A 16684-nucleotide genomic window follows, 5' to 3' on the forward strand; every position below is an offset into this window, starting at 1 on the left:
AGCCCCGTCCGGTTCCGGCGGGGTTCGTTCTTTGCTCTGTCATCAGATGGGAGTAGCCATATTGTGCTCCTTTTATCGCGCACGCCGGCGGGCGGAGCGCGGTCGTCTGGTCTTTTTCAGGAAAGCAGGGGTCTGGGGCAGGCCGATGCTTCCTCCATCGGTAGCCATAGAGAGCAGGTAGCTGTACACCCGCAGCTTGCGCTGCTCATACAGATCCAGGGACTGATAAAGGCCCTTGTAGCGCGGGAAGGTGTCCCGCTTCATTTTGACCGCCCGGGCCAGGGTGGCCTGTGTATTCACCAAGCTGCCCGAACGTTTGACATAATAGTAGACGGGCCGGGAGCAGGATGCGATGAGCCGGGCACAGCGGATATATTCCAGGTTGAACAAAAAGTCCTCGCACCAGCTCAGCTGTGGATCGCAGCGCAAGCCATTGGCTTGCACAATGCTGCGGCGGTAAAGCTTATTCCACAGCACACCGTAATAGAAATTGGCTGGAGCCTTGAGCATTTCCCCTGCAAACTCCTGCCGGGTAAACACCCGATCCCGCCGTATGTGTCCCTGCAGGGCCTTATGCACACCGGCCACCCGCCAGAAACGGCCGATGACCAGGTCCGCCCCGGTGGTGCGGGCTGTGCGGACCAGCTGTTCGGTGGCGTCCGGCGGCAGGTAATCATCCGCGTCCACAAATTGCAGAAACTGCCCCCCGGCCCGGGCCATTGCCCGGTTGCGGGCAACGGATACGCCTGCGTTTTTCTGCCGCAGCAGGTGGAAACGAGGGTCCGTCTGGCTCCTTGCTCGGCAGATGGCCGGACTGGTATCCGCCGAGCCGTCGTCCACCAGCCACACCTCGATCTTTCGCCAGGTCTGGGCCGCAATGGAGTCCAGGCACCGCTCCAGATACGGGGCGGCATTGTATATGGGCACGATGATGCTGACCAAAGGCTGTTCCACGCGTCACCGTCCTTTCTGCTTTACCAGCAGCCAGCCGGTCATGGGGGGCAGAGTCTGCTCCCCAGCCTCCAGTGCTGTGCCGGTCATGCAGTCCACAGCAGGCCAGGGCAGCTCCAGCGTCTCAGGCGCATCCCCGGCGTTGACCGCAGCCAGCACCTCCTGCTCCTCCTTGGTACGCAGGAAGGCCAGTACCCGCCCCCTGGCCCGCAGCCAGCGCAGATCGCCTTCCCGCAGGGGAGCCAGCTCTCCCCGGGCCTTGCCCAGGGCGGTATACCAGTCGGTAAGCTCTCTGTCCTCCCGTCCCCAGGGGAAGGGCGCACGGTTAAAGGGATCCTCAAAGCCCTCCATACCCGCCTCGTCCCCATAGTAGATCATGGGGGAACCCGGGAAAGCAAAGAGCACCAGCGATCCCAGCTTCAGCCGCCGGCGGCCCAGACTGGCCTGCTCCGGCGTCATGCGATAGGCTGCCCGCCAGTCCTTGTCGTGGTCCCGGCAGTCACTGCCCACTCCCAGGATGGTAAGGATACGGGGCGTATCATGGGTTCCCAGGAAATTCATGGCCGAGAAGAAGGCAAAGGGCGGGTAATTTTCCCGCAGCTGCTCCATGGCCTGCATAAAACAGTAGGCGTCTCCCCCCAGCAGATAGGCAATCAGATTGTTGCGGAAGGGGTAATTCATCAGTCCGTCGCAGTGTCCTCCCAGAATATGCTTGCGGCGCACGCCATAGGCGATCTTGTTCGACCCGTCCTCCCATACCTCGCCGATAATAACGGCATCAGGGCTGGTCTCCCGCGCGGCCTGATGGATCCCGTGGACAAAGTCATCCGGCAGCTCATCGGCCACATCCAGCCGCCAGCCGTCCGCCCCTGCCCGCAGCCAGCGGCGGATGATGCTCTGTTCCCCCCCGAAAATATACTCCCGATAGGAGGGTTCTGATTCGTCGGCGGCAGGCAGGGAATAAATGCCCCACCAGGAGTCGTACTGATCCGGCCAGTGGCTGAAGTTGTACCAGGGATAATAAGGACTGTCCTTGGACTGGCTGGCCCCCGGCTCCGGGTAAAAGCCGTCGCCGTTGAAGTAACGGCTGACAAAGCCCTGGTGGTTAAACACCCCATCCAGCATAATCCGCATGCCCAGTGCATGGGCTGCCTGGCACAGCTCCCGGAAGTCCTCCTCGCTGCCCAGCATGGGATCGATTTTCTCATAGTCGGCGGTACCGTAGCGGTGGTTCTCCGGCGCCTCGAACACAGGGCAGAAGTAGATGGTATCCACTCCCAGGCCGCGCAGATAGGGCAGTTTTTCCCGTACCCCCTTCAAATCGCCGCCGAAGAAGTCCCGGTTGCGCACCTCGCCGTTGGCGTCCGGGCGGTAGCAGGGCTGCTCGTACCAGCTGGTGTGGACGCTCCGTCCCCCTACCATCCCAGTGGGATCGGGAACCCGGGTGCGGCGGAACCGGTCGGGAAAAATCTGATAGGTGACGCCCTGGCCAAACCAGGACGGAACAACCTCGCTGCTGTCATACACCGTCAGCTGATAGGGCCCCAGCTCTTCCAGCCGTCCGTCCAGCCCCGTCAGGCGGAAGGAATACCAAATAAGCCCCACATAGTCCCCCGTAGGCAGCTCTACGGTGAGCCGGTCCCGGTCGCCCTCCATCCCCTGCCAGGTCATGGCCAGCTCCTGCCGTTCCTCATTGCGGCTTTCAAAGTAGGCGATGAGTACCGCTTCGGAAAACCCGCCCGATCTGGGCGGACGAAGGGTCAGGCGCACCGGTGTCCCAGAGGGGACGGCGCCGTAAGGCTGTTTGAATTCTGGGTCCCGGCTGTCAAAGGTCTGTGTATCCAGCAAGGAACAAAACTCCCTTCATCAGGGGAGGAGGGTATTTTCCGTTGTCACGGACTGCATGTTCTCCTCCGAGCTGAAATAATAGTTTACAATCTCGGCCACCGCCTGGGCCAGATTACTGCCCGATGCGCCGCCTTCCACCACGATCGAGATGGCGATCTCCGGATCCTCATAGGGGGCAAAGCACACGAACACGGCGTTGGCTTCCTGGTCGGAGGCCACCTGGGCCGAGCCGGTCTTGGCGCCCACTTCCACCGCCAGATTGCTGAGATAGCGGTAGATCGAGCTGTCCGGATCATTGGCCACTTCCCACATACCCTTTTTTACGGCCTCTACATTGTCCGGATCCAGTTCCAGCGTATCGGCCACCTGCGGCTCCTGTTCATAGACGGTCTCGGAGTAGTCGCTGGACTTTACCGTCTTGAGCAGGTGGGTCTCATACCGGGTACCACCGTTGACCAGAGTGGTAATATAGTTGGCCAGCTGCAGGGGAGTAACCAGGGTGTTGTCCTGACCAATGGCCGCGGAAAGCAGGTTGCCCCCGTACCACTCCATTCCCAGCGCCTCGCTGGTCTCCGGCCCAGCCACCCGTCCCTTGGCCTCCTCCAGCTCCAGGCCGGTGTACTGGCCCAGGCCGAACATCTGGGCATATTCGTCGATGCGCTCGATGCCCAACCTATGGCCCATGGTGTAGAAGTAGATGTTGCAGGAATCCCGCAGGGCGTCCGCCAGGTTCTCATTGCCGTGTACCCGGCCGTACTGGCGGTAGTACCAGCACTCCGGATGATAATCTCCGTAAGGATAGTGCTCCTCCTCCGGCAGCAAAAGCTTTCCGGTATCCCGGATGGTCTCGGTGGGGGTGGTCACACCTTCCTCCAGTGCCGCAATGCCTACCAGGGGCTTAAAGGTGGAGCCGGGGGAATACAGGCCCTTGGTTGCCCGGTTGTTAAAGGGCTTGAGGGGATCGTTGAGAGCTTCGTTATAGAGGGTCTGGTCGCTGTAAATGGTGGACAAATCGTAGGTAGGGTAGGAGGCCATCGCCAGGATGCCGCCGTCCTTCACGCTCTCCACCACCACCGCGCCGCCCTTTTTGTCGACGGAATCCAGCTGCTCAATGGTGGAAGCCAGCACTTGCTCTACCTTTTCCTGCAGGCGCAGGTCCAGCGTCAGCATCACGTTATCCCCTGGTTTCGGAATCTGAGTCTCACCGGTCTCAGGGTCGGTATACCAGCTCTCACTGACCACCTTGCCGCTGGTGGACAGCTCCTGCACCCGCACCCCAGACTCACCCCTCAGGTACTCCTCAAAGGCCTCCTCCACGCCGTCCTTGCCCACACTGTCGTTCATGCTGTATCCCAAGTCCCGGTACTTGCTCCAGTCCTCGGAGAAAATGGGCCCTACCCGGCCCAGCAGGTGAGCGGCGCTGGTGGTGTTGTACTGGCGCACGGTGGTAGCCTCAATGCTCACACCGTTGAGTCCGTGCTCCTTGATGCCGGAGATGACGTCGATGTCCACGTCCTGGGCAAAGACATAGTCGCTCTGATCAATGTTCCAGCTGCGCAGATTAAGCTCATAGAGCACCCCGATCACTGCCCGGGCATCGGCATCCGACCAGGATGGGTCGATCTCAAAATAGGTGCGCAGCGCAGCAATCACGTCCTCTGCCGCAGGGGGCTGGGGCAGATCATCCAGGCTGTCGGCCCGGGCCGCCGCATCGGTGTCAGGCAGATTCAGGGACGCCTTGACCTCTTTGCCCAGGGGCAGGGCATTCAGCAGTTTTCCAAAGTCGGTGAGGGAAACGGTTCCCTCAGAAGTTTCCCGGGCCAAGGGGGTGTCGTTGGTATAGGTAAAGGGGGCCTCGGTGGAAATCGGCAGCCGGTCCGTCCAGCTCTGTCCGTTCTCCCGGCAGATCTCGATGAGCTCCAAGAGGGTGGGATTGCGTTGAGCCTCATTACCCATCATGGTAGTATTCAAGGTGATCTGATAGGTGGCCCGGTTGGATACCAACACCCGCCCATACCGGTCCAGAATCTCGCCCCGGGCGGCATCCACCGTCTCCCAGTTGGCGATCTTTACCGCCGACTGGGCCCGGTAGTCCTCTCCGTGGACGATCTGCAGGTTATAAAGTACGCTGGCAAATGCCGCCAGCAGCACGATGAGGATCAGCACGACGGATAGCACGCGCCGTTGAAATTGTCTGCCTTCCATGGCTGGTCTCCTTTTCAGGGGTCAGAGTACGGTTTTCTTGGGTACCCGGCGGTATACCCAGCGAAACAGCAGATACACCGGGGGCACAAATACCATGGACCAGAGCACTTCGGGCACCGCTACGGCCAGCATGGCGCTCACCGGAGTCTGCCAGGCCAGCAGGCGTACCACCATACGTCCCAGATCCATGAGCACCAATCCCACGAAGGAGCACAGCAGACACCCCACCAGGTCCTGCCGCAGGGCGTACTGGGCCACCACGCCGGCCAGGATACCCAGCACACAAATGCCGATGGTCATGGTCCCGTCGGTGTTAAAGTAGACCGCGTCACATAAAATGCCCACGGCCAGGCCAAAGCCGCCTCCCGCCACGGCTCCCTCCAGCACCGCCACGCAAATGGCGGCCAGGGGCAGCAGCATGGGGGTTACCCCGAACACCGGAAAGCGGTTGAGCACATACAGCTCCAAAAACCACACCGGCAGCAGGGCCAAGGCGTATACGCCCCACTTGATCAAAAAATCCTGTCTGGTCATGGTTTTACTCCACGATATCAAAGTCTTTGATGACAAAGACCTGCTTAAGACTGTCCAGATTGGTCTCGGGGACAATGACGGCATAACGGGTCATGCCGGAGGCCTCGGTGCGCACCTCTTCCACATGTCCAACCACCAGGCCCGAGGGATACACGCCGCCCCGGCCGGAGGTGGTCACCTGATCGCCTGAGATGAGCTCACTGTTTTCCGGCAGATAGCTCAGCTTCAGCTTGCCCTCTCCCATAAGAGCAAAGTCGCCTTCCAAAATGGCAGCTGCCCCGGTGCGGGAGAGCTGTCCGCCCATCTCAATGCCGGAGTCCACCACGGTACGTACGGTGGCCCAGTTTTCACCCACTTCAGCCACCACACCTACCAGGTTCCAGTACTCATCCACCACGCAGTCATCCACCGCCACATCCTGAGCCGAACCCTTGCTGATGGTAAGGGTGGACTCCCAGTTGGAGGTAGAGCGGGCGGTCACCATGGCCGATTCCAACTCAAAGGCGCGGTTGCTGGGACGCAGGTCCAGCAGATTGCGCAGCCGTTCGTTTTCCTGCAGGGCGGCTTCCGCCTGGCGTTCCTGTTCCTCCAGTTCGGCTACCCGCTTTTTCAGTTCCTCGTTCTCCTGCTTCATCTGCTCGCGCTGGAAGGCGTCGTTGTACCGTTCCTCCGTCCAGTTGGTCACCGCGCTGATGCCGTTGCGCACGGGGGTGGTGATGATACCCGCCAGATTGGACAGCGGATCGGCCACCCCGCCCAGCAACAGGGAGACCACCGCCGTCACCAGCGCCAGCAAAATGGCCACGATTAAAAGCAATATGCCGTTGTGCCGGAAAAAATCCTTCACGCCGCTGCCCAGCCTTCCCTGTTCAATGCTCCGCCGCCAGGGCCATGCAGTCCACGCCCATCTGCCGCAGGATGCGGCCCAGCCGGCACACCGGCAGGCCCATGACGTTGTAATAATCTCCCTGGATGCCGTCCACCAGCAGGGCGCCGTAGCCCTGGATGCCGTAGGCGCCCGCCTTGTCCGCCGGCTCCCCGGTGCGTATATAGCATTCGATCTCTTCCTCGCTCAGCTCCCGGAAGGACACGGTGGTCTCTTCGCTGACGGTGTGCATTTCCTCCCCCCGCAGCACGGTCAGGCCGGTGTACACCTGGTGCCGGTTGCCCGAGAGGGTGGAGAGCATCTTGAATGCCTCCAGCTCGTCCACCGGCTTACCCAGCACTGCCCCGTCCAGGGCCACCACCGTGTCGGCAGCGATGACGATGGCGTCGCCGCCCACCTGTTCCCGCACAGCCCGGGCCTTCTCCGCCGAGATGCGCTGCACCAGCTCCTCGGGAGGCATCTCGCGCTCCATGTGCTCGTCGATGTCGGGGGTCACGATGCGGAAATCCCGCAGGCCCATGCGCTCCAAAAGCTCCCGCCGCCGGGGCGACCGGGAGGCCAGAATGAGTTCCATCGATTTGGTTCGTTCCTTTCCTGTGGTATGGGGGCGGCCTTCAGGTCCCAGTGGATCCAAATCCGCCGCTGCCCCGTTCGGTCTCGTCCAGCTCTTCCACGATCTGCAGCCGCGCTTGGGCCACAGGCAGGACCGCCAGCTGGGCAATGCGGTCCCCGGGCTGAATGGTATAGGGAACAGAGGAGAGGTTGGTCAGCCCCACCCGGATCTCCCCCCGATAGTCGCTGTCGATCACTCCCACGCCGTTGGAGAGGGTGATCCCGTGGCGCACCCCAAGCCCCGAGCGGGCAAAGACCAGGGCCACATACTCCGCCGAGGGCAGGGCAATGGCAATACCGGTGGGCAGGCTCACCAATGCGCCGGGTGCCACCTCCACCGGTTCATCCACGCAGGCACACAGGTCCATGGCCGCCGCGCCGGCAGTGGCGTAGTAGGGATAGGGAATCTCCCGGCCGATCTTGGGGGAGACTGCCTTGATTTTCAGGTCCATGGTTTCACTCCACGTCTCTATAGTATAGACCCCGGGTATACTCGTTGGGACTCCATGTGCTCTGTTCCAGGTAACGCTTGACCACCTGGACACACTCCCGGGGATTTTCGGTGGTAAACAGCAGCCGCTGCGCCCACAGGCCAATGTGCCGGTAGTCCGCCGCCTTGTCCGCCAGGAAGAGCTTCTGGGAATTGAGCAGTTCGTTGCGGCAGCCGGGGGCCTTTACCACCGGGAAGCGGGCTCCCTTGCGGTCGGTGAGGATGTTGCTGTTCTGGCAGTTGCAGGAGCCGCTGCGGTTTTTGATGATGCAGTTTTCCATGATCATCAGCGGCAGACGTCCGTAAGTGATGAGCTCGGTATCCACGCTCTTGGAGATGTCCCGCAGCTGGGGTAGCTTAAGCTCAAAGGAGAGGGTAAGAGAGGCAAATCCCAAGCGCTTGTACTCCTTGACTGCCTGTGAGTTGTAGACCTCCAGCCCAAAATCACCCCGGAGGGTGAAGCCCAACTCCCTTGCCACAGGGAGCATGCCCAGGTTGCCGATGAGCGCGTCGGTTACGCCCAGATCTTTCACCTGCCGCAGCTGCTCCTCCACCTGGCCCATCTCCCGGTCCCAGGCCACCCGGGGCAGGATGACACCGATCCGGGTCCCCGCCGGGGCCTGAGCCTTCTCCGGGTGGGCAGCCAGTTCCTCCAGGGGAAGGTAGACCAGCGCGGGCCCCAGGGCCAGCAGTTCAGGCGTCACCTGCTTCGCCGTGCGCATCGACAGGGTGAGCACCGGCGGCTCTTTACAATTTTCATAGCGCACCCCGGCATGATATTCCCCGCTCCGCCGCCGGGGCAGTTCCTCCCGCTGGCGGGTCAGGCCATCCAGCGCCTCCCGCCGCAGGGCGTTGAGGCTGGCCAGAGGCAGGGAGAGCCCGTCCTCCACCAGCGCGCGCACCTTCTCGCAGCGGTAGGGGGTGCCGCCGGTACGGGAGAGCTGGGTCTGTACCGCCTCCGCCGTCAGGGGGCGGGTGCGGGCGGCCTCAGGCACGGGGCCCTCCACCGTCACCACCCGGCCCGCCGGGTCCTCCACCCCCACCCGGGCGGGCTCGCCGGGGCGGAGCATGGCGTAAAAGGTAACGGGGACCCGCTGGGCCTCGCCGCTCTGGTATGTGTTGCGGGCGGCGGCAAAGAGCTCCCGCGGTTCCTTGGTCTCCTCCCGCACACCGAACATATCCGGTCCCTGCCGGTCCAGATAGTAACCCTGGGTAAAGCCCTGCCGGGAGAAGGCGGCGCGCAACTGCTCCAGCTCCTCGGCCGTGGGCTCCCGGTCCTCTTTGATGGCCCGGGAGTAGATGCCAGTGACCACCGCCACATACTCCGGGCGCTTCATGCGCCCCTCCAGCTTGACGCAGCTTACCCCCATTTTGCGCAGCTCCCGCAGGTGGCCCGCCAGAGACAAGTCTTTGAGGGAGAGGGGGTAGGAGTCGGCCTTGTCCATCCAGCCGTACTTGAGGCGGCAGGGTTGGGCGCACAGACCCCGGTTGCCACTGCGCCCGCCGATGATGGAGGAGAGGAAACACTGTCCCGAATAGCACATGCACAGCGCTCCGTGGGCAAACACCTCGATCTCGATGGGGGAGCGCTGGGTAATGTATTCGATCTGATCCCGGGAGAGCTCCCGGCTGAGCACCGCCCGGCTCAGGCCCAGGTCCGCCACCATCTTCACCCCATCCAGGTTGTGGATGGTCATCTGGGTGGAGGCGTGTACCGGCAGGTCGGGGGCCACCTGCCGCAGCATCCGCAGCACCCCCAGATCCTGAATGAGCACCGCGTCGGCACCCAGCGCGCTGGCCTCGGCAGCAAATTCCGCCGCCCGGGGCAGTTCCCGGTCGGTGAGCAGGGTGTTGAGGGTCAGGTATACCCTGGCCCCACGCACATGGCAATAAGAAACCGCCGCCGCAAACTCTTCCCGGGAAAAGTTTTTCGCGTTGCGGCGGGCGTTAAAGTCCCCGTACCCCAGGTAGACGGCGTCCGCGCCGTTCTGCACGGCGGCGGCCACCGCCTCCATGGAGCCGGCGGGGGCGAGCAATTCCAGCATATAAACCTCCATGCCCACGGCGGATGCGCCGTGTCGTTACTTCTTGATCTGGTTCTGGAGCTTGAAGATCTCCCGCTTGGCCTCGGACAGTTCCATCTTGGCCTTGGTGGCCTCCTCCAGGTACTCCTTGAGCTGGCGGCGCAGGTTCTCCGACGCCTGCTGCTCTTTAAAATACTCGTCGGTGATGTTGACCGCCGCCAGGATGGCCCCGTCCACCAGGGAGGCCCGCGTTCCGTCCAGGACCTCCTGCACCTTGGCGTCCACATGGGCGGCGACCTTTTCGGTATAGCTGACATCCTCCGTGCCTACCAGCGTATACTCCTGTCCGGCGATGGTAACGGTCACACGGTTTTTCATGGATACCCCTCCTGACTCTAGTCATACTTATTTAGGTTATTATACCATAGTCCGCCGGGGATGAAAAATAAATTCTTCATGAATTTTCATTTTTTAACCCTTTGCCCCGCCGGCGGAGTGTGCTATCATAATAATCTAAATCTATGTCGAAAAAGGAGGGGCCGGCCCATGGCGGAACTGCTGCTGCCCGGCGAGATTTTATCCATGACGGCCCGGGCGGCCGACCGGCTGCTGGCCGCAGGCAGCGGGGACGCCGCGCTGCTCTACCTGTGGCTGCTGCGCCACGGGGGTGTGCTGGTGGCCGAGCAGGCCCGCAAGGGGCTGAAATGGGACGCACTCCGGTTGGAGGACGCTCTGTCTGCCCTGGTGCGTCTGGGACTGGCCGACGGGAAGATGCAGGCGGAAGCCCCTGCTCCCCCCGCGCCCGCCGGGCCGCCGGAGTACACCGCTGCCGATATCACCCACGAGCTGGAGGACGCCTCTTCCTCCTTCCCCGGCCTGGTCAGCGAGGTACAGCGGCGGCTGGGGAAGATCTTGTCCACTGCCGATCTGAAAAGTCTCTACACCCTGTACGACTACCTGGCCCTGCCAGCAGAGGTGATCTGTCTGCTGGTGAGCTGGTGCGTGGAGGAGTTTGAACGCAAATACGGCCCCGGCCGCAAGCCCCGCATGTCCCAGATCCAGAAGGAGGGCTTCGTCTGGCGCCGGCTGGGGGTGGACACCGCCCAGGCCGCTGAGGAACATCTGAAGCGGCAGGCCCTCTACCGCACCCGGGAGGGGGAAATCCTCCGCCTGCTGGATCTCAAGCCCCGGCCCCTGGTGGAGAAGGAGCGCAAGAAGGTGGCAGCCTGGACCGACATGGGCTTTTCCGACGAGGCCCTGCGCCTGGCTTACGAAAAGACGGTCTACAAAAAACAGGGCATGGACTGGGATTACATGAATGGTATTTTGTGCGGCTGGCACAAGAAGAACCTGCACACCCTGGCGGAGATCGAGGCCGGGGACCGGCAGTTCCGGCCCCAGACCGCCGCACCGGCCGCCCGCCCCGCCGACGGGGAGGCCGACCAGCGGGTGCGGGAGGATCTGGAGCGGATGCGCGCCTTCCTGCGCCGGCAGAAAGAAACGGAGGGGGAGTAAGCCATGGGATACGAAGCCAGCGTTCTGCGCCGGGCCACCCAGCGTCTGGAGGCCGGGCGCAAGCGCCGCGCCGAGGAACTGGAGCGCCGCCGGGCGCGGATCTATGCCCAGCTGCCCCGGGTAGCACAGATCGACCGGGAGCTGCGCAAGACCATTCTGCAGATCATCGCCGCCTCCCTGCGGGACGGGAGCAATCCGGTGCCCGCCATCCAGGTCATCCGGGACGAAAATCTGGACCTGCAGGCTGAGCGGGCTACTCTGCTGGAGCAGAACGGTTATCCCGCCGATGCCCTGGACGAACACCCGGCCTGCGCCAAGTGCAACGACACCGGTTGGGTGGGGGCCGAGATGTGCGAGTGCCTCAAGCAGCTGTGCACCGAGGAACAGATCAAGGAGCTGTCCAAACTGCTGGACCTGGGCGAGCAGTCCTTTGACACCTTCTCCCTGGACTATTATTCCTCTCTGCCCTGGAAGGGGGAGTCCCTCACTCCCCGGGAAAACATGGAGTTTATTTACGAGGTCTGTCTCAACTATGCCCAGAAGTTCGGCAAGTTCTACTTCCACAATCTCTTTCTCACCGGCGCGCCCGGGCTGGGCAAGACCTTCCTCTCCGCCTGCATTGCCCGCACCGTGTCGGAAAACGGCTTTTCTGTCGTGTACGACACGGCGGTGAACATCTTCGCCCGGTTTGAGGAGCAGAAATTCGCCCGGGACAGGGCAGAGGCGGGGGAGGCCCGGGACGAGACCCGGCGGTATCTGGGGTGCGACCTGCTGATCCTGGACGACCTGGGCAGCGAGCTCACCACCCCCTTTGTCCAGTCGGCCCTCTACACGCTGGTGAACACCCGCCTGACGGCGGACAAGCAGACGGTGATCTCCTCCAACCTGTCCATGGGGCAGGTGCGGGAGCGCTATACCCCGCAGATCGCCTCCCGTCTGGAGGGTGAGTACCGGGTACTGCCCTTTTACGGGGAGGACATCCGCCTGCAGCGCAAACAGCGGTTATAAAAAAGAGCCGGTGGAGCAGAGATGCTCCACCGGCTCTTTTTTACACGGTCTGTGCAGAAGCTGGCAATTCTATTGTCTCTGACGGCTGCCCGGAAAAACTCGAAACATAATATATATATCGTCTGTCTTCCTTACACTGAATGGCATAGAGCTCATCAGAGCGAAAATACATCCGAAGGATCCACTCCGTCCCTTCCCGCTCGTACTCTTCCGCCTGGCACCAAACCAGTTCTCCCGTTTCCAGGTCCGGGAGCAGTGTCGCATAGCTGGAACGGAATGTCAGCTCAGAAACATCATAGCTTGGAAGCACACTGGCACGCTGAAACATCTCCTGGACAACAGGCAACTCTTCCTCCGGCGTCGGTATCGGAACAGGGCCGTCACCCATATCCACGTAATACTGCCCATCTACAATATAGTAGTTGGCTTTTGCATATTCGATCTGGACGTTTGTCCCATCACGACGCTCCGCCACCGGTTGATACCGCACTCCGCTCTCACCCAAGAACGCAAGCTGTCCTTCCAAGGAGCATGCGTTGTGCTGGATCGTCCGCAAAATCGGCTCGCTCTTGGGCTGCGGAATCAGCGATACCGCCACCAGTCCAAGCAAAAGAATCTCAGCCCCAAGGAGCCATCGCGCTTTATTTTCTAATCGATTTTGTTGGATCACTGCTCACACACCCCTTTATCCAAGCATCTTTCTTCTTTTATCAGGTTAAACGGATAAGGCCCCAAGCAGCGGTTAGACTTACGCCTTTTATTTTAGTCTTATCACATCGTCCTATTATTGTCAACCATAACCAAAAGAGGAAGGACCTTTGGTCCTTCCTCTTTTTTATTGCAGCAGCGCCTGATATTCCTCGGCGCTCCCCACCCTGCCCACGGCGGACAGGGAGGCCTGGTCAAAACGGAACAGCTCCTGGGCCAGTTTCCGCACGTCCTCCCGGGTAACTGCATCGTAGGCGGCGATGATCTGATCCTCGTCCAGCACCTCGCCCTGGAGCAGCTCGCCACGGGCCAGGCTGCTCATGTGGGACTGGGTGGACTCCAGACCCATGAGCACGTTGGACTTGGACTGCTCCCGGGCCCGGTCCAGCTCGGCCTGGGTAACTCCCTCCCCGGCCACCTCCCGGATGACCCGCAGGATGGTGTCCAGGGCCTGCCGCTCGGTCTCCTTACCCAGAGCGGTGTACACCCCGAAGTAACCGGTATCGTCGTGGCAGGTGCCGTAGGAATAGATGGAATAGCACAGTCCCTGCCGCTCCCGCACCTGCTGGAACAGGCGGGAGGACATGCCGCCCCCCAGAATGGAAGACAGCAGCTGCAGCGCAAACCGCCGCCGGTCGGAAAAGGGTAGGCCGGGGAAGGCCAGGGTCAGATGGTTCTGCTCAATGGCCTTCTTTTTCACCACCACCCCCGGGGTATAAGCCGCGGGGCGCAGAGCAAGGGGGCAAGCCGGCGCCAGGGCAGAAAAGCGGGCCGCCAGGTCGTCCACATCGGCCTGGGTAAAACTGCCCGCCAGGGCCACCACGATGCGCTCGGGCCCGTAGTGGGTCCGCTGGTAGTCCCGCAGCCAGGCCCCGTCCATCTTCTCCAAGGTGGCCCGTTTCCCCAAAATGGGCCGGGCCAGGGGGGACCCCCGGAACACCGCCCCCGCCAGCCGCTCGGCACACAGGTCCTCCGGGTTGTCCTCGTACATGCCGATCTCCTCCAGGATGACCCCCCGCTCGGTCTCCACATCGGCGTCATCGAATCGGGAGTGGAAGAACATGTCGCACAGAATGTCGGTCGCCCGGGGCAGGTGAGTGTCCAGCACTCGGGCATAAAAGCAGGTGCACTCTTTGGTGGTGAAGGCGTTTACCTGGCCCCCCACCGCGTCCATCTCCTCGGCCAGCTGGGCCGCAGTGCGGCGCGCCGTCCCCTTGAAGAGCATGTGCTCAATAAAGTGGGCCGCGCCGTTTTCCCCCGCCTTCTCATGGCGGGAACCGGTGCCCACCCAGATTCCCAGCGCCGCTGAACGCACGCCGGGGACTGGCTCGGTCAGGATGCGCACCCCGTTGGGGAGCGTCTGTTTTTCATAGATCAAACCACGATAACCTCGCACTTCTACGTTTTTTCCTTAGTATGGCCGGAACGGGGGTCCTTTACGCTCCACGCAGAGCGATCAGCAGCAAAACCACCGCCGTAATGGCCAGTACCAGCGCCAGATAGCCCACGACCTTCTTTTTCATGCCGCAACGCTCCCTTTCCGTTGTTGAAATCACTGCCACTATACCACATCCGCCCAAGCTTGTCAGCCGCAAATTGAAAACCGGGCGGGGGAATTTCCCCGCCCGGTCCGGATTCAGTTGATTACTTGATGGGCTCGCCGGCCTCTTTCTTGGCCTTGATCTCCTTCAGGGCATCCCGATAGGAGAGGTTGACGCGGCCCTTCTCGTCGATGTCGGTGACCTTGACCCAGATCATGTCGCCGATGTTCACCACGTCCTCCACCTTCTCCACGCGGCGGTCAGCCAGCTTGGAGATGTGGACCATGCCATCCTTGCCGGGAGCCAGCTCCACGAAGGCGCCGAACTGCAGGATGCGTACTACCTTGCCGTAGTACAGCTGGCCCACCTCTGGCACGAACACGATGGTTTCGATGGTCTTCTTAGCGGCGTCGCAGGAGGCCTTGTCGGTACCGGCAATATAGATGGTACCGTCGTCCTCGATGTCGATCTTGGCGCCGGTGTCGGCGCAGATCTTCTGGATGACCTTGCCGCCGGAACCGATGACCTCGCGGATCTTGTCCACATCGATCTTCATCTTCACCATCTTGGGCGCGGTGTCAGCCACGTCCTCACGGGGCTTGGAGATGCAGGGCAGCATGATCTCGTCCAGGATAGCATACCGGGCGTCCTTGGTAATAGCCAGGGCCTCCTTGATGATCTCATGGGTCAGACCGTCGTTCTTGATGTCCATCTGGATGGCGGTGATACCGGCCTTGGTACCGGCCACCTTGAAGTCCATCTCGCCGTGGAAGTCCTCCACGCCCTGGATATCAATGAAGGTCTGGAAGGATCCGTCGTCGTCCTGGATCAGGCCGCAGGAAATGCCGGCCACGGGGGCGGAGATGGGCACACCGGCATCCATCAGGGCCAGGGTGGAGCCGCAGATGGAGCCCTGAGAGGTGGAACCGTTGGAGGAGAGGACCTCACTCACCACGCGGATGGCGTAGGGGAATTCCTCCACAGAGGGGATGACGGGCTCCAGAGCGCGCTCAGCCAGAGCGCCATGGCCCTTTTCACGCCGGTTGGTGGACCGGGCGGCACGGGCCTCGCCGGTGGAGTAGGCGGGGAAGTTGTAGTGGTGCATGTACCGCTTCTCCTCTTCCTCCCAGATGGTATCCAGCTTCTGAGCGGCGGAGAGGGTGTTCAGGGTGCAGATGGAGAGCACCTGAGTCTGACCACGGGTAAACAGACCCGAGCCGTGGACCTTGGGCAGCACGCCCACCTCAGCGGCCAGGGGCCGGATCTCGTTCTTCTGGCGGCCGTCCACACGGTGACCCTCCAGCAGCCAGGCCTTGACGATCTTCTTCTGGAACTTGTAGGTGATCTCCTCCAGGTACTTGTCCATCTCGGGATAGTCCTCCAGGAAGAGCTCATGCCAGTGCTCGATGAGGGCATTCCAGCGCTCCTCGCGCACGTTCTTGTCGTCGGTGTCCATGGCAGCCTTGGCCTCGTCCATGGTGGCCTCCACGATCTTATCGAACAGCTCCTGATCGAAGTCGGCGTGGTCGTAGGTCATCTTCTCCTTGCCGATCTCCGCCACGATCTGGTTGATGAAGGCCACCTGAGCCTTGATCTCCTCGTGAGCCTTCACGATGGCGTCGTACATGATGTCATCGGGGATCTCCTTGGCGCCGGCCTCGATCATGATGACCTTCTTGTCGGTGGCGGCCACAGTCAGATCCAGCTGAGAGGCATGCTTCTGCTCGTTGGTGGGGTTCATGACGATCTGGCCGTCCACATAGCCCACCTCCAGGCAGCCGATGGGGCCGGCCCAGGGGATGCAGGAGAACGCCAGGCAGGCAGATACGCCGATCATAGCGGTAACCTCGGGAGAGCAGTCCCGATCCACACTCATGACAGTGGCGGTGACCACCACGTCGTTGCGGAAATCATAGGGGAACAGGGGGCGGATGGACCGGTCGATAACGCGGGAGGCCAGCACGGCGGGCAGGGAGGGCTGGCCCTCACGGCGCATGAAGGAGCCGGGGATGCGGCCCACGGCGTACAGCTTCTCCTCAAAGTCCACGCTCAGGGGGAAGAAGTCCACGCCGTCCCGGGGACGGGGAGAGACGGTCACGGCCACCAGCACGGTGGTCTCGCCGTAGGTCACCATGGCGGACGCAGTGGCCAGTTCAGCCACCTTACCCACGTCAATGGTCAGGGGACGGCCGGCAACCTCCGTCTTGTAGACATGGCGGTTGGTAAATTCCTTGTGCTTGATGATGGTAGACATGCGGGATATACCTCCTTTTTCTTCGGTGTTTCCCACACATCAGAGCGGAGCTCTTTTTAGCACTTGAACCCACGTCCGGCCTCCGGGCCCAGGTTCAACTGCTAAAAA

General features: G+C 61.8%; 15 protein-coding genes. 2 read left to right on the forward strand and 13 right to left on the reverse strand.

Annotated features, from left to right (window positions below; translation table 11 throughout):
• Positions 1-72 precede the first annotated feature (72 nt).
• From WMO45_RS08170 to WMO45_RS08210, 9 genes are read right to left on the reverse strand one after another with little or no spacing between them, the layout of a single operon-like run.
• Positions 73-954 carry a glycosyltransferase family 2 protein gene (locus WMO45_RS08170; RefSeq protein WP_349140148.1) on the reverse strand — a complete coding sequence of 294 codons (882 nt, stop codon included), beginning with the start codon at positions 952-954 and terminating at the stop codon, positions 73-75.
• A gap of 3 nt (positions 955-957) precedes the next feature.
• Complete coding sequence (locus WMO45_RS08175) at positions 958-2799, reverse strand: glycoside hydrolase family 13 protein (protein WP_349140150.1); 1842 nt, start codon at positions 2797-2799, stop codon at positions 958-960.
• Positions 2800-2817: 18 nt separating this feature from the next.
• Entirely contained in the window at positions 2818-5004 is a 2187-nt protein-coding gene (locus tag WMO45_RS08180; protein WP_349140152.1) for a penicillin-binding transpeptidase domain-containing protein, read from the reverse strand.
• 21 nt (positions 5005-5025) lie between these two features.
• The gene (gene mreD / locus WMO45_RS08185; protein ID WP_349140153.1) at positions 5026-5538 is read right to left on the reverse strand and encodes a rod shape-determining protein MreD; all 513 of its coding nucleotides are present in this window, start codon (positions 5536-5538) and stop codon (positions 5026-5028) included.
• Positions 5539-5542: 4 nt separating this feature from the next.
• Entirely contained in the window at positions 5543-6385 is an 843-nt protein-coding gene (gene mreC, locus WMO45_RS08190) for a rod shape-determining protein MreC (protein WP_349140154.1), read from the reverse strand.
• 22 nt (positions 6386-6407) lie between these two features.
• Positions 6408-6998 (reverse strand): Maf family protein, encoded by a 591-nt coding sequence (locus tag WMO45_RS08195; protein WP_349140155.1) that lies wholly within the window; start codon positions 6996-6998, stop codon positions 6408-6410.
• A gap of 40 nt (positions 6999-7038) precedes the next feature.
• Positions 7039-7488: a dUTP diphosphatase gene (gene dut, locus WMO45_RS08200; protein WP_349140156.1), complete on the reverse strand. Its 450-nt coding sequence runs from the start codon at positions 7486-7488 to the stop codon at positions 7039-7041.
• 4 nt (positions 7489-7492) lie between these two features.
• Positions 7493-9571, reverse strand: coding sequence for a U32 family peptidase (locus WMO45_RS08205; protein WP_349140157.1), 2079 nt, complete (start codon positions 9569-9571; stop codon positions 7493-7495).
• A 36-nt stretch (positions 9572-9607) separates the two neighbouring features.
• The gene (locus tag WMO45_RS08210; protein ID WP_349140158.1) at positions 9608-9928 is read right to left on the reverse strand and encodes a cell division protein ZapA; all 321 of its coding nucleotides are present in this window, start codon (positions 9926-9928) and stop codon (positions 9608-9610) included.
• A 168-nt stretch (positions 9929-10096) separates the two neighbouring features.
• Here WMO45_RS08210 and WMO45_RS08215 point away from each other — a divergent pair, with 168 nt between their 5' ends.
• Together WMO45_RS08215 and WMO45_RS08220 are read left to right on the forward strand one after the other, a co-directional pair.
• The gene (locus WMO45_RS08215; RefSeq protein ID WP_349140159.1) at positions 10097-11065 is read left to right on the forward strand and encodes a DnaD domain protein; all 969 of its coding nucleotides are present in this window, start codon (positions 10097-10099) and stop codon (positions 11063-11065) included.
• Between the two features lie 3 nt (positions 11066-11068).
• The gene (locus tag WMO45_RS08220; protein WP_349140160.1) at positions 11069-12073 is read left to right on the forward strand and encodes an ATP-binding protein; all 1005 of its coding nucleotides are present in this window, start codon (positions 11069-11071) and stop codon (positions 12071-12073) included.
• Positions 12074-12113: 40 nt separating this feature from the next.
• Here the strand turns inward: WMO45_RS08220 and WMO45_RS08225 are convergent, their stop codons facing one another.
• From WMO45_RS08225 to WMO45_RS08240, 4 genes are all read right to left on the reverse strand, one after another.
• A complete protein-coding gene (locus WMO45_RS08225) occupies positions 12114-12743 on the reverse strand; it encodes a hypothetical protein (RefSeq protein ID WP_349140161.1) in 630 nt (209 codons plus the stop codon).
• Positions 12744-12908: 165 nt separating this feature from the next.
• Positions 12909-14159, reverse strand: a complete 1251-nt coding sequence (locus WMO45_RS08230) for a M16 family metallopeptidase (RefSeq protein WP_349140162.1) — start codon at positions 14157-14159, stop codon at positions 12909-12911.
• 58 nt (positions 14160-14217) lie between these two features.
• Positions 14218-14343 carry a hypothetical protein gene (locus WMO45_RS08235; RefSeq protein WP_349140163.1) on the reverse strand — a complete coding sequence of 42 codons (126 nt, stop codon included), beginning with the start codon at positions 14341-14343 and terminating at the stop codon, positions 14218-14220.
• A gap of 82 nt (positions 14344-14425) precedes the next feature.
• Positions 14426-16576, reverse strand: a complete 2151-nt coding sequence (locus WMO45_RS08240) for a polyribonucleotide nucleotidyltransferase (protein WP_349140164.1) — start codon at positions 16574-16576, stop codon at positions 14426-14428.
• Positions 16577-16684: the final 108 nt, after the last annotated feature.

The organism is Flavonifractor hominis (assembly GCF_040095835.1).
Lineage (GTDB): Bacteria > Bacillota > Clostridia > Oscillospirales > Oscillospiraceae > Flavonifractor > Flavonifractor hominis.

Excerpts from the sequence above, each read along its gene's own strand:
- WMO45_RS08180 (WP_349140152.1), bottom strand. The coding sequence starts at position 5,004 with ATGGAAGGCAGACAATTTCAACGGCGCGTGCTATCCGTCGTGCTGATC.
- mreD (WP_349140153.1), bottom strand. The coding sequence starts at position 5,538 with ATGACCAGACAGGATTTTTTGATCAAGTGGGGCGTATACGCCTTGGCC.
- WMO45_RS08195 (WP_349140155.1), bottom strand. The coding sequence starts at position 6,998 with ATGGAACTCATTCTGGCCTCCCGGTCGCCCCGGCGGCGGGAGCTTTTG.
- dut (WP_349140156.1), bottom strand. The coding sequence starts at position 7,488 with ATGGACCTGAAAATCAAGGCAGTCTCCCCCAAGATCGGCCGGGAGATT.
- WMO45_RS08205 (WP_349140157.1), bottom strand. The coding sequence starts at position 9,571 with ATGCTGGAATTGCTCGCCCCCGCCGGCTCCATGGAGGCGGTGGCCGCC.
- WMO45_RS08210 (WP_349140158.1), bottom strand. The coding sequence starts at position 9,928 with ATGAAAAACCGTGTGACCGTTACCATCGCCGGACAGGAGTATACGCTG.
- WMO45_RS08215 (WP_349140159.1), top strand. The coding sequence starts at position 10,097 with ATGGCGGAACTGCTGCTGCCCGGCGAGATTTTATCCATGACGGCCCGG.
- WMO45_RS08220 (WP_349140160.1), top strand. The coding sequence starts at position 11,069 with ATGGGATACGAAGCCAGCGTTCTGCGCCGGGCCACCCAGCGTCTGGAG.
- WMO45_RS08240 (WP_349140164.1), bottom strand. The coding sequence starts at position 16,576 with ATGTCTACCATCATCAAGCACAAGGAATTTACCAACCGCCATGTCTAC.